Source organism: Succinimonas sp. (assembly GCF_045225735.1).
Taxonomy (GTDB): Bacteria; Pseudomonadota; Gammaproteobacteria; order Enterobacterales; family Succinivibrionaceae; genus Succinimonas.
Window position 1 is genome coordinate 1 of the sequence record NZ_JBGVBR010000074.1, and the last position, 12,881, is coordinate 12,881.

10 protein-coding genes are annotated in these 12,881 nt (G+C 53.4%); 9 read left to right on the forward strand and 1 reads right to left on the reverse strand.

Going from position 1 to position 12,881, the window contains the following annotated elements; translation table 11 throughout:
- The 3 genes from queG to ACJROR_RS02605 all read left to right on the forward strand — a co-directional run.
- The coding region (gene queG / locus ACJROR_RS02595) for a tRNA epoxyqueuosine(34) reductase QueG (RefSeq protein ID WP_406545730.1) at positions 1-861 on the forward strand (861 nt) is incomplete at its 5' end.
- Between the two features lie 235 nt (positions 862-1,096).
- Positions 1,097-1,975, forward strand: a complete 879-nt coding sequence (gene ppgK, locus ACJROR_RS02600) for a polyphosphate--glucose phosphotransferase (protein WP_406043529.1) — start codon at positions 1,097-1,099, stop codon at positions 1,973-1,975.
- A 120-nt stretch (positions 1,976-2,095) separates the two neighbouring features.
- Positions 2,096-2,497, forward strand: coding sequence for a late competence development ComFB family protein (locus ACJROR_RS02605; RefSeq protein WP_406043527.1), 402 nt, complete (start codon positions 2,096-2,098; stop codon positions 2,495-2,497).
- A gap of 122 nt (positions 2,498-2,619) precedes the next feature.
- Here ACJROR_RS02605 and recJ read toward each other — a convergent pair whose 3' ends face one another.
- Positions 2,620-4,443 (reverse strand): single-stranded-DNA-specific exonuclease RecJ, encoded by a 1,824-nt coding sequence (recJ, locus tag ACJROR_RS02610; protein WP_406545731.1) that lies wholly within the window; start codon positions 4,441-4,443, stop codon positions 2,620-2,622.
- 308 nt (positions 4,444-4,751) lie between these two features.
- Between recJ and ACJROR_RS02615 the strand changes: the two genes are divergently transcribed.
- The 6 genes from ACJROR_RS02615 to ACJROR_RS02640 all read left to right on the forward strand — a co-directional run bounded on the left by ACJROR_RS02615 (position 4,752) and on the right by ACJROR_RS02640 (position 12,671).
- Positions 4,752-6,188: a hypothetical protein gene (locus ACJROR_RS02615; protein WP_406545732.1), complete on the forward strand. Its 1,437-nt coding sequence runs from the start codon at positions 4,752-4,754 to the stop codon at positions 6,186-6,188.
- A complete protein-coding gene (gene prmA, locus ACJROR_RS02620; RefSeq protein ID WP_406545733.1) occupies positions 6,169-7,044 on the forward strand; it encodes a 50S ribosomal protein L11 methyltransferase in 876 nt (291 codons plus the stop codon). Before ACJROR_RS02615 ends, prmA begins: the two co-directional genes overlap by 20 nt.
- A 354-nt stretch (positions 7,045-7,398) precedes the next feature.
- Positions 7,399-7,743, forward strand: a complete 345-nt coding sequence (locus tag ACJROR_RS02625) for a helix-turn-helix domain-containing protein (protein WP_406545734.1) — start codon at positions 7,399-7,401, stop codon at positions 7,741-7,743.
- 195 nt (positions 7,744-7,938) lie between these two features.
- Positions 7,939-9,255 carry an ATP-binding protein gene (locus ACJROR_RS02630; RefSeq protein WP_406545735.1) on the forward strand — a complete coding sequence of 439 codons (1,317 nt, stop codon included), beginning with the start codon at positions 7,939-7,941 and terminating at the stop codon, positions 9,253-9,255.
- 107 nt (positions 9,256-9,362) lie between these two features.
- Complete coding sequence (locus tag ACJROR_RS02635) at positions 9,363-11,588, forward strand: DEAD/DEAH box helicase (protein ID WP_406545736.1); 2,226 nt, start codon at positions 9,363-9,365, stop codon at positions 11,586-11,588.
- Positions 11,589-12,242: 654 nt separating this feature from the next.
- Positions 12,243-12,671, forward strand: coding sequence for a helix-turn-helix domain-containing protein (locus ACJROR_RS02640; protein WP_406545737.1), 429 nt, complete (start codon positions 12,243-12,245; stop codon positions 12,669-12,671).
- The last annotated feature ends 210 nt before the right edge of the window (positions 12,672-12,881 follow it).

The following is a 12,881-nucleotide window of genomic DNA, read 5'->3' on the forward strand; positions in this document are numbered from 1 at the left end:
AGCTTTGCCCTGCCTTATTATCAGGAAAATCTCTCCGAAGAGCCGGAAACCGGCCGTATCAGCATTTACGCTCTGGGCCGGGACTACCATAAAACCCTCCGGAAAAAGCTGGATCTTATCGGAAAACACCTGAAAACCCTGGTTCCCGGCTGTAACACCCGGGCCATCACGGACAGCGCTCCCTTTTACGAACAGTTTTTTGCGGAAATGACCGGTATAGCTGTCCGGGGCAGAAACAATCTGGTCAGAGTAAATCAGGGGGGCTCCTGGGTCTTTCTGGGGGAGCTCCTCACGGATATCTCCGGGGCTGTTTCTGAGAGCCGCACCTTCTCCGCGGGAGAACAGCCCCCCGCCCCCTGTCCCCCGGGCTGCCGGCTCTGCCAGACCCGCTGTCCCGGCGGAGCCTTCACCCCTCAGGGCTTTAAAATCGAGCGCTGCCTCTCCTATCTCACTATTGAAAACCCCGGGGAAATTCCTCCGGAAATGATCCCGGCCCTAGGTAACCGCATCTATGGGTGCGATGAATGCCAGCTTGCCTGTCAGGAAAACCGGAAGCTCCTCCGCCGTCCTCCGGCGCCGGATCCTGATTTTAAATGCCGTTACTCCCGGGAGCTTCTCAGTATATCCGCCCTTCTGGATCTCACGGAGGAGGAGTTTCTCCGGATCTTCGCCGGGAGTCCGGTTTATCGCATCGGCTATCAGGCCTTTATGAGAAATGTGTTTGCCGCTGCCGCCAATGCTCCCGGGAACCCGGAAATCCTAAGGAAGCTTAAGGCCCCGCGGGATACCGCTTATCCTATTACCCTCCGGGAGGCCGTCCGGGCTCAGTCCGCCAAGATTTCCAAGAACGGGGAAGCCTGATTTTGCCGAGGCATTTGCCCGGCGCCGGAAGTCTGTACCGGACTTCCGGCTTAAAAAACGCGCTCCTGTAACAATTACATCCGACGGTTATTCCCCGTGGTTAAAAAACGAATTTTGCTCACAATTTAACATAGTAAATGCCGGTTTTTTGCGAGAAACGGCTTAACTGAAATCGCAAAAATTTATAATAGGTCTGAAATCGCTGCATAGTTCGAAAAGAGCGAAGGAGACTAAGATGATTGCACTGGGCGTAGATATTGGAGGCTCCGGAATCAAGGGAGCCAAGGTAAACACGGAAACCGGAGAGCTTTTATCAGAAAGAATCCGCATTGCCACCCCGCAGCCGGCCACCCCGGAAGCCGTGGCGGCAACCCTGAAGGAGCTGGCTGCCCAGTTCACGGACTATGAGGCCATCGGCTGCGGCTTCCCGGCCACGGTGCATCACGGCATCTGCTTCACCGCCGCCAATATCGATCAGACCTGGATTAACACCCCGGTGGAGAAGCTCTTTACCGAAACTCTGGGGCACCCGGTTTTTGTCATCAACGATGCTGACGCCGCCGGCATCGCGGAAATGAAATTCGGCATCGGGAAGGATCATCAGACGGGAATCGTCATGATGATCACCGTAGGCACCGGTCTCGGCTCGGCCATCTTCGTAAACGGGGCGCTCATGCCCAATACCGAACTCGGCCATCTCATTCTTTCTGATGACATCGCCGAGCATTACTGCTCTGACGCCGCCAGACAAAGGCAGGATCTGGGCTGGAACAAGTGGGGCAAGAGATTCAACCGCTATCTCCAGAGACTCCAGTTCCTGTTCAATCCGGATCTCATTATTCTGGGCGGCGGCGCTTCCAAGAGCTTCAGCAAGTTTCAGGAAAAGATCCGGGTGAGAACCCCGGTAGTGCCCGCCACCACGCTGAACCTTGCCGGCATTATCGGCGCTGCGGTATATGCGGCCGGCGAGACCAATGCCGGACACGCCCCCAATATCACCGAGGCCGAGGAATACATCAAGAACATGCTGGAGGCCGAAGCCAAGCATGAAAAGAAGAAAAAGCAGGCGGTAACTCCTGCGGAAGATGCCGATGAAGACTGGCAGCAGCTTTAACGGAATAACTGACAGAAAAGCAGACATAACAGGCTGCCTAAGTTCCGGCCGGAATCTGATAAGGAAAACTCACCACGGATGCGCGGGATCCGTGTAACTGAATAACAAGGTAAAACAGCAATGCCAAAAATTGAAGAAGTCCATAATTATTATGAAAAACTGGTACGGGACTACATTAATGCCCTGGAGCTGGCCCAGACCCGGGACACCGACTATCTGACGGATCTTTTCTGCATGACCCTGAACCGGCTCCCGGCTCTTTATGTCCGCTATGACGTGGACATGCTTTACTTTACCTCTGATGAAAAGCGGCAGGAGATGGATGACATGGTGATCCGGGCGGTAACCGATTCCATTGCCTGGCTGGACGAAGCCATCCACAAGAGGGAGGTGTACGACAAGAAGGGAGAAGACGTGGTGGTCGTTAAAAAGGTGCAGCGGGAAACCTACGAGCCTCTGGGGCAGCAGACCGTGGCCAATCTTCTGGCCAGCGAGGAAGCTCTGGCTATTCAGGACGAATAAAAGCCGCCTCTATCAGGCATTAAGGCGGAGCCGCGGGAATTCTTCCCTGCCGGTTCCGCCTGTTCTTTTTTCGGAAAGCCTGCCTGTTTTTCATCAGAGTCATTCCCGGCCCCTTGCAAAAGTTACCCCCTGACCCCGAAATCCACGTAGGGAATGCCGAGACCGCCGTTCCATAAAATCCCCTCCATGCGGCTTTGGTCATAGAGAGGCTCCAAAGCCCGCACAATCAGGCTGATCTTCCCGGTATCGCTGTTACTGCTTATCTGAAAACAGTACACCGCCCGCACCTTGCTCACGCTCTGGTTGGGCCAGAGCCGCTCGTCATAGTAAAAATAAACGGCAGGAAAGCTTCGGCCGTCCATAAGAGAAAGCCGGAACCGAAGATGCTTTTTAAATACCGTCTGGGGACTCATATAGAATACCCCGTCAAAAACAGGGTTGGGGAAGCCCTCCCCCCAGGGCTGATCATAAACCAGCGTCCGGACAAAGCTGGGGATAAAGTAGGAGCCCGGAAGCTCGCCGTCGCTCTCAATGGTCTCCTCGGAGGAACCGGTTTTGAGATGAGCGCGGACGATTTCCTGAAATTTCTCCCGGAATACAGGAATGCCTTCCTGCCGCAGAGTCAGTCCCGCCGCCCTGGCATGGCCTCCGTACTTAAGCACTACCTCCGGCAGCAGGCCGTGAAGGCATTCCAGAGCCGCATGCATGCTGAAGCCCTCCACGGATCTGCAGGAACCCACCGCGGTATGCTCCTCTATGCCCGCTGCCAGCACAATCACCGGCACCCGATAGCGATCCTTGAGCTTGGCGGCAATGATTCCCGAGATCCCGGCATGAAAATCCGGACTGAATATCACAATCCCGTCTGAAATCCTGCCGGGAACAGATCCCCGGGTTCCGGCAACGATGCTGCCGGGAGGCGTCTGAATAAGCTGCTCCGCCGTAAGCATCATCTCGTTTTCAATTTCCCGGCGGCGGATATTGAAATTGTAAAGAATGCTGGCGTCTCTCTTGGCGGTAAAGGGATCCCGGGCCGTAAGACAGTCCACGCCGTAGGTCATGTCGTCAATTCTGCCGGCGGCATTGAGCTTGGGACTCAGAGAAAAGGAAATGTCCGAGCTGGTAAAGTTAACCGCGGGAACCCCGGAAAGCCGCACCAGCTCTTCAATGCCGCAGGCAGCGCTGTGCTTTCTGATAAGACCGATGCCGTACTGCACCATAATGCGGTTGTTGTAGTCCAGCGGTACCACGTCCGCTACCGTCCCCAGAGCCACCAGATCCAGATAGTCCTGCATGCGGGGCTCCGGAATGCCCTTTTTCTGAAACCATCCCTGTTCCCGGAGAAAGGAGCGGGTTTTGGAGAGCACGTAAAAGATCACCCCCACTCCGGCAATATTCTTGGAGCGGAAGGGGCAGTCAGGTCTCTTGGGATCCACCACCGCCTCGGCCTCCGGAAGCTTTTCCCCGGGAATATGATGGTCGGTGATCACTACCAGGAGTCCCAGATCCCGGGCCCTGCTCACGGCCTCATGGGCGGAAACACCGTTATCCACCGTGATAATAAGGCTTACACCATCTTCAGCGGCCTTGTCCGCCATGGCCGTGTTAAAGCCGTAACCATCGTCCTGTCTTTTCGGGATATAGAAGTCCGCCTTTTCAAACCTCACGTCCTGAAAAAATCTCATAGCCAGAGCGGTGGCGCTGGCCCCGTCCACATCGTAGTCGCCGATAACCCGGATTTTTTCCCCGGTCATAACCGCCCGGCCGATGATCTCGCTGGCCCGCTCAATATCCTTAAAATCGGGCCGGAGGAGATTTCGAAGGGAATAGGAAAGCTCGCCGGTACTTTTAATACCGCGCTTCCAGAAGAGTTCCGTAAGAACCGGATCCAGCTGCCATTTGGGGCGGGGGCCCAGGTTTTCAGTTGTGCGACGATGAATTTTCATAGATTAAAAGAATCTGCTTTCCCTGGCGGACGGCGCTTATGAAAACCGCGCCTCAGAAACGTAATTATACAGGAAAGCCGGACAAACTGAGGCTGCCGGAGAAGATCCCGAGGGGTTAGAGATCCAAGCAGTTTGAGAATCTCAGGTATTTGAGGAGCCCGGGAATTTGAGGAAACACAGGCATAAGAATAGCCGGAATAGCCGGAAAAACCGTTTTTGAAAAAATCTTGTCTGAGCTCTGTTCATATCCGTCAATATTGATTATTATATGACTCTGCTCACACTTTTTATTACGGTCAGATCTCCGCATGCACCCTAACATCAACTACCGCACTCTGCTGATTATGCTCCCCATTGCATTGGTCACCATGTGTAATACCACCGGGGTGTATGTGTTTCATCCGGACAACGTCAGACTGTTCTCCAATGCCAGCCTGGTAACCCTGACCTTCGCTCTGGCCTGTTCCATGATACCGGAGCAGGATAACAGGATCTGGCGGCTTTTCGGCTGTGCTATCTCCTACTTTACTGCCTTTATTATTGTAAAAACCTGCGGCACCCAGTCGGTTTCTCCCGGGATCGTGGCGGCGTTTCTGGCCCCCTTTGCTGCTTCGGTGCCGTCTCCGGCAAACACCGGAAAGCCTTCTCTGGGAGAGTCCGCTCTCAATTATGTGCTGGCCGGCTTTTTTGTTCTGGTATTCACTCTGGTGCTGACAATCCCGGTGTGGGCCATTCTGCACTATGCCATTTCCGGCATCAGATACGCCCTGTTTTCCATCACCTCCGCGGATTTCTTCGATTTTATTTACGGCGCGCTTTATCAGACAGCTCAGGCTTTCGGATCCGGGGATCGGATTCTGGAAATATTTGAGGCCGCTCCGGCATTCCGGAACACCAACGGCATTTATACCGGAACTCTGCTGTGCTTTTTCTCGGTGCTGACAGGTATTTACGCAGCGGTGGCGCTGTGGGAGGGATCCCACGGCAAGTATTTCACCTCGCTGTTATTCCTGCTGGCTCTGAGCAGCGGCAGCACCAGCATGAGCATCACTTTGCTCATGCTCACTCTGATCTGGCTTTACCCTTCTCTTTTTGCTCTTTATCTCATTATCAGCTCAGTCATTTACATGGTAACCTGCAATGTCAAATTCGATGTGCTGATAAATAATGCTGAAAGCTTCTACCGTCCGGACATTGTTCTTGCTGACATTGACATTGCCGATCCCTCCTTTGCCACTATCGGAATTGCGGTGTTCAGCGCCTCCATGGCTCTGGCATATACGCTTATAAGGCTTCAGGGAGCCTACACGGAAACCATGAGCAAGGGCATGGCCGCCCTCAAAGCCGTCGGCCGGGAGCTTAGCAACAAAAACGTTATCCGGGAGGAGAGCCTTCGGGCCCTGGAGTTCCTGAAAATCATGGGCGGCTTCAACAACGTTATCTGGGTGGGCCCGGCAGATGATCGCGCTCTCAAGCTCAAGATAGTAACGGAAAACTCGGTAAACACCGGATCTCTTTCCCTTATCGGCTGTAAAATGAAGCTGGATCCGGAAACCATGATCTGCGATATTGAAATGGAAAAGAACGCTGACATTGTCCGGGAACAGCTTCTGATATATGCGGAAGCTCTTAATCTTGATGTCGTTACCGAATACCGGGAAATCGAGCCCTATGCGCTGGAGAACAGCCGGTTCAAAGGTTTATTCAGCTCTCAGGAGGAAATCTATGCCCTGGATACAAATTAAAATCGGCACCGTAAGCAAAAAGGCCAATAAGATAAGCGGGATGCTGTCAGGGTTCGGCGCTGCCAGTGTAACCTACACCGATACCGAGGATGCGCCGGTGTATGAGCCCCTGCCGGGAGAGACCAAACTCTGGGAGCACACCACCGTAACCGGGCTCTTTGAAGCCGAGACGGATCCTGCCCCCATTATGAAGTTCTTCCGGGATCACTTCCATGACGAGATTACCATCAAGGCAGAGCAGCTGGAGGACAAGGACTGGGTCAGAGAATGGATGAACCAGTTCCATCCCCTGAAGTGCGGGGAAAAGCTCTGGATCTGCCCCAGCTGGTGCGAAATTCCCGATCCCCAGGCGGTAAACGTCATGCTGGATCCGGGCCTGGCCTTCGGCACCGGCACTCATCCCACCACCTTCATGTGTCTTAACTGGCTGGACAGTCTCCCGCTGGCAAACAAGAAGGTCATCGACTTCGGCTGCGGCTCCGGCATTCTGGCGGTAAGCGCTCTTAAGCTGGGAGCTCCGGAGGCTGTCGGCATCGACATTGACCCTCAGGCCCTCACCGCCAGCAAAGACAATGCGGAAAGGAACGGCGTTTCTGAAAGGCTCAGCCTCTATCTTCCGGAGGATACCCCCAGGGGAGTTCAGGCTGATGTTCTCGTGGCCAACATTCTGGCGGGCCCCCTGAGAGAACTGGCTCCCACAATTGCCGGCATGGTGGCTCCGGGGGGCAGCTTTGCGCTGTCAGGGATCATTGCCTCCCAGTGTCCGGAGATTCAGGAGATTTATTCGCAGTGGTTTAAGCTCAAGGAACCGGTGTTCCGGGAGGAATGGTGTCTGGTGAGCGGGGTGAGAAAATAAGCATAATCATGACAATGGGGGGGGGGAACCCCCCATCCATGTGTACATGCTAAATAGTCGGTCGTACTCTCATACCTTAACCTTCCCGCCTCTTTCACTGCACATACTCAGCCTGTCTCGACGGCTAATCCCATCCATACCACCGCATTTCCCCCAGCCCCTCCAAATTGTTCAAAAAATCGCCAAACCCTCAAAAAACTTTTACCTAAATCACAAAATCAGCTTTAAAAAAAGCCAAAAAGATAATAATATACGCCCCGTCCCTGCAGATCGTCCCCGGGCTCCATCAGGCTAAACCTCCGGCCTCCTTTGCCCGCAGCAGGAGAAAGCTTTGTTTCCAATGAAGGTAAGAAAATGTTAAACATCACATCCGACAGCCTGAATCAGAACCGCGCCGCCCAGGACAGCGAGCAAAGCGGAGCATCCGGCACCGGAACCCAGCCGCCGGGGTTAAACAGCGAATACACCATAAATCCTTACTGTGACAATATCTCCACCAACGTCATTCAGTTTCTGCACAATCACACCAGAGAAGACGAACCCTCTGACATCTATGAGCAGGTCATTCAGGAAGTCGAGAAATCCCTCTTCGTGAGAGTGATGCGCTATGTTTCCGGAAATCAGACCAGAGCCGCTAAAATCATGGGCCTTAACCGCGGCACTCTCCGTAAAAAGCTCAGAAAATACGGCATCGACTGATACCGGCGGGAAAGTCAGCTTGCATCGCTGACACCGGTATCCCGAGACATTTGCCAAGCCGTCAAGCCGCATCCGTACATTTCTTCAGCTGCATGCCAAATTTGCGAAACTCACCGGAGAATTTTCAGAAAAATCATGGCACGCAAAAACTGATGGTCTATAATTTAAGGATCCAAGCAAATTAAGGCAGCAGAGATGACCCCAAAAATAAGACAACGTGAAAGAGATTCCATCATTCAGTCCCTTCGCGCCGGCGTTACCCCCAGAACCGGCCTCCAGTACATCCAGGTGGGCCGCGTAAACGAAATCAAAGCCATGGTGAAGGATATTGACTGCATCGCTGATGAAGGAAGCTCCTTTAAGATGATCATCGGGGATTACGGCGCCGGCAAAAGCTTTTTTCTGCAGCTCGTTAAAACCATCGCTCTCGAAAAGGGCCTGGTTACCATGAATGCGGATCTGGCCCCGGACAGAAGACTCCAGGCCTCCAGCGGCCAGGCTCTCAATCTCTATCAGGAGCTGACCCGGAACATGGCCACCCGGGCCCGTCCCAACGGCAGCGCTCTTAACTCCATTATCGAAAAGTTCATCACCAATATCCGCGAAGAAAACCCGAACGCGGATCTCTCCGGTGTCATCAAGAACAAGCTGGCCTTCCTCAATGATTATGTGGGCGGGTATGACTTTGCTATCGTCATTCAGGCCTACTGGAAAGGCTTTGATACCGGAGATGACGATCTTAAAAACAATGCCGTGAAATGGCTCCGGGGAGAATACCACACCAAAACCGAAGCCCGGCAGGAGCTCGGGGTGCGCACCATCGTGGACGATGCCTCCATTTATGATTTCTTTAAGCTCCTGAGCGCCTTCGTGCAGGCTGCGGGCTACAAGGGCCTTCTTATCAGCATGGATGAGATGGTGAACCTCTACAAGATCCATAACATCAGATCCCGGGAAGCCAACTACGAGCAGATCCTCCGCATTATTAATGACTGCATGCAGGGCAATGTCAGAGGACTGGGCTTTATTTTCGGGGGCACCCCGGATTTTCTGGAGGATCCCCGCAAAGGGCTTTTCAGCTACGAAGCTCTGCGCTCCCGTCTGGCGGCCAATGATTTCGCCAAAAAGGCCGGGGTGAACGATCTTTCCGGACCTGTGATGCGTCTCGACAACCTGACTCCGGAAGAGCTTTATGTGCTCCTCTGCAATATCAGAAACATCTTCGCCTTCTACAATCCGGACGACTATCTGGTGCCCGACGAAGCTCTGGAACGGTTCCTGACTCATTGCTCCCAGAATATCGGGGATGCCTACTTCAAAACCCCCCGGAACACCATCAAGGCTTTTGTGGACTTCCTGTCAGTGATTGAGCAGAATCCCTCCCTGGACTGGAAAAAGCTCCTTCAGGATGTTCAGGTGGGGCTGGAAAACACCGACTCCCTGGGACTGGACGATGATGAAGGCTCCGCTGATGCGGGAGATGATGACGCCCTCACCGGCTTTACACTCTAGTTAAAGCGCTGGCGCCTGAACATTTTTCTTCAGAAAAGCCCGGCTCCGGCCCAATGATGCCGGCCGGAGCTCTCCCATCCTCTTACGCAGGTTCCGCCGAGGCAAACATGGATACCAATGTCAACTATCTCCATCCCGTGATTCTGAAGTGGCTGAACCGCCAGGGCTGGACGCATCTCCATGATATTCAGGAAAAGGCCATCCTGCCCATCCTCCGGGCTCAGGACGACATTATTATCAGCGCCGCCACCGCCAGCGGCAAAACCGAGGCCGCCTTTCTGCCGGCCTGCACCGCCATCCTTTCCAAAAAGCTCCCCGGGGTCAGGATCATCTATATAAGCCCCCTGAAGGCTCTTATTAATGACCAGTACAAGCGCATCAACGCTCTTGGCGAGGCTACCGGCATTCCCGTAACCCCGTGGCACGGAGATATCAGCTCCAGCCATAAGAAAAACCTTTTTCAGCTCCCGGAGGGCATCATTCTTATTACCCCGGAATCGCTGGAATCCCTGCTGATTAATCATCAGAAGTGGTGCAAGGAAGCCCTGAAAAACCTGTCCTATTTCATCATTGATGAATTTCATGCCTTTATCGGCACCGAGCGGGGCTATCAGCTCCTGAGTCAGCTTCACCGCATTGAATTCCTCCAGAAAAAGCAGATTCCCCGCATTGCCCTGAGCGCCACCTTAAGCAACATCCAGTCCGTTAAGCAGTGGCTCCGGCCCAATGCCGCCGGCAAAACCGAAATCATCGAAAGCTCCGCCGGATCCAAGGGCATTAAGCTCCAGATCCGGGGCTATGATATCCAAAAGTCCCCCAGCCATGAGGAGGAGAGCCGGAATTACGACTATCTGGCCCGGGACATTTTCCGGCTGCTCCGGGGCAGCACCAATCTGGTTTTTGCCAACAGCCGCAACAAAACCGAGCTCATTGCCGGCAGCCTTACCCGGCTGTGTCAGGATAACTTTGTCCCGGTGGAGTTCTTCCCGCACCACAGCTCCCTCTCCAAGGATCTCCGGGAGCGCCTGGAGAATCGGCTCAAGGAAGGCCGGCTCCCCACCACCGCCATCTGCACCCAGACCCTGGAGCTGGGGATAGACATCGGCGACATCGCCTCCATCGGTCAGATAAACTCCCCGCAGTCCGTGGCCAGTCTCCGGCAAAGGATCGGGAGATCCGGCCGGCGGGACAAGGACGCCGTGCTCCGCATCTTCATTCCGGAGGTGGGGGATCCCGACAATGACAAACCTGCTCTCCACGAACTTCTCCGGGACGAGACCTTTGCCTCGGCCGCCATGATCGAGCTCGTGCTCTCCCGCTGGTTTGAACCTCCCACCCGCCGGGAATACGCCCTGTCCACCCTGACGCAGCAGGTACTGGCCATTACCGCCCAGTACGGCAGCGTTCAGGCCAAAAGCCTGTACCGCCTCCTCTGCAAAACCGGCCCCTTCAGCCTGGTGGATCCCGGCACCTTCGCCGAGCTCCTGCGCTCTCTGGGATCTCACGAACTTTTAACGCAAATGGGGGACGGCTGCCTCACTCTGGGCATCGGCGGCGAAAAGCTCCTCTCCAACTACAACTTCTACAGCGCCTTCAAGGTTCAGGAGGAATACACCATTGACAATGACGGCCAGAAGATCGGCACCATCCCCCTGAATCAGCCTCTGGAGGTGGGAGACACCTTCCTCTTTGCCGGAAAGGGCTGGGAAGTGATATTCCTCAGCGATGAAAAGCATGAAATCTACGTAAAAAGCTGCAAGGAGGACGCGGAGCCCCTCATTATCGACGGCAATGGCGGCCGCATTCATGACGGCGTGCGGGAAAAGATGCTGGAGCTCTACACCTCCCAAAAGCCCCTCCCCTACCTGAACCGGGCAGCCTGCAAGCATTTTGAGGAGGGGCGGGAACACTTTCAGGCGCTCAACCTTTTTGAAAACCGCTTTATCGTGGGGATCAACGGCATTTACCTCCTGCCCTGGAAGGGGGATCGCATCATGCAGACCATCGTCCAGATCCTGAAGAAGCATGACATCCCTCATGCCAAAAAAATCGGCAGCGCGATTTTCATTCCCAGGATCACCAGCCTGAAATTCAAGGACACCGTACAGGCCATACTGAACACTGCGCCGCCTCATGAAACGGAGCTCGCCAAAACCGTGGGCAACCTGGAATTCGAAAAGTATGACCGCTTCCTGAGCCGTGAGCTGCTGCAAAAGGCCTATGGCTTCAGAAACTTCGACGTTCCGGGGGCCATGGAATTCTTCAAAACCGTAATCAGGGAATCTCATTCCCCCTTTGATCCCGCAAACGGAGCTTCCTACCCGGTATATTAGGAGAAGCGCCTCCGGAACGGCAATACCTGATGATGCGGCCTTAAGCCGCGCCGCCGTTATCATGGAACAGAAAGACGGTGTTCCGCTTCCGGCTCCTGCACCGGGGTTTATCAGCGGAAACCGGCCTCTTTCATCAGCGCCGGCACCGCATTCCTTCGCCCCTTCCCGAAACTCCCCGCAGAGTCCGCGCCATAAGGCGCGGAACGAGATCTTCACGGAAGATCCGGGGCGTAAGACAAGTATTTCGGAGGAAGCAAACCCCGGGGTAAGAAAGTGACAAATTAACGCAATATTGTGAACACTCATTAATAACTTAAAGTTAATTTTTAAAAAAAATCCCAAAAAAAGCTATATCTCACGGTACACTTCATGTAAAATTAAAAATGGCAGCCGGACAGAAACTCACTATTCTGACAGTTAGCGAGCTTTTTCAGGCAGATGCTGTTAGTATGACGCATAAGGAAGTGCAAACACCAACTCTGATAAATTAGAATAGTTTATTTAATTTCAACAGTCCATAAGACGGATAATCGCTTCTTTGGCGCTTGAAATTATTATCATATTGTTTATATTTGCAATGAGTTAGAGCAGCAAACTCTGGCTTACTGGTTTTGAAAGCTTTTTACAAAATCGAACTAAGACAGAACCCAAGAGATGTTTACACCTAAACAACAAAATGAGATAAAAGAACTGAAGGAAGCTGGAGTTTCCATCCTTGGCATCTCCAAAATGCTTAAAATTTCCCGCAATACTGTTTACAAATACATCAAGGCGACAGACGGCCAACGCGTCGGAAAGGACGGCCGGCATCTGGGCTTCAAGGGGTATCTTGTAGACAATGAGCAGCTTATTATGAAGCGCTTTCTCAAGCTGGAGGGCAATTGCGTTGATCTGGCCCGGGAAATCCAGAACGAATGTCCTTATCAGATCTGTCTGAGAACGCTGCAGGACTTCTGCCGGCCCTACCGCAGTCAGGTGGTCAAAAAACCCCGGAAGCCCCGGGTCAAAAAAAACAGTCGCAAAAGATCTCTGACTGAAATTGTGGATAGCAGCAAATATGTCCCGGTGATTCCGGATTTCTAAGACAATAAAAGACGTTGCAGATCGGGAGAACAGATCAAGTCTGCCAAAGGATTGCTTTCAGGATAAAACAGGATAACATGCTAAAAAGCCGGAAGTTCGCCTCCGGCTTTTCCTATTTCAGGAGTAACTTCCCTGCGATTTTTCACCAAATGCGGATGGCCCATTGAGCAGTGAGCCCTGAGCGGTATTTTGAATTTTTCGGGGGGATGC

Excerpts from the sequence above, each read along its gene's own strand:
- ppgK (WP_406043529.1), top strand. The coding sequence starts at position 1,097 with ATGATTGCACTGGGCGTAGATATTGGAGGCTCCGGAATCAAGGGAGCC.
- ACJROR_RS02605 (WP_406043527.1), top strand. The coding sequence starts at position 2,096 with ATGCCAAAAATTGAAGAAGTCCATAATTATTATGAAAAACTGGTACGG.
- recJ (WP_406545731.1), bottom strand. The coding sequence starts at position 4,443 with ATGAAAATTCATCGTCGCACAACTGAAAACCTGGGCCCCCGCCCCAAA.
- ACJROR_RS02615 (WP_406545732.1), top strand. The coding sequence starts at position 4,752 with ATGCACCCTAACATCAACTACCGCACTCTGCTGATTATGCTCCCCATT.
- prmA (WP_406545733.1), top strand. The coding sequence starts at position 6,169 with ATGCCCTGGATACAAATTAAAATCGGCACCGTAAGCAAAAAGGCCAAT.
- ACJROR_RS02625 (WP_406545734.1), top strand. The coding sequence starts at position 7,399 with ATGTTAAACATCACATCCGACAGCCTGAATCAGAACCGCGCCGCCCAG.
- ACJROR_RS02630 (WP_406545735.1), top strand. The coding sequence starts at position 7,939 with ATGACCCCAAAAATAAGACAACGTGAAAGAGATTCCATCATTCAGTCC.
- ACJROR_RS02635 (WP_406545736.1), top strand. The coding sequence starts at position 9,363 with ATGGATACCAATGTCAACTATCTCCATCCCGTGATTCTGAAGTGGCTG.
- ACJROR_RS02640 (WP_406545737.1), top strand. The coding sequence starts at position 12,243 with ATGTTTACACCTAAACAACAAAATGAGATAAAAGAACTGAAGGAAGCT.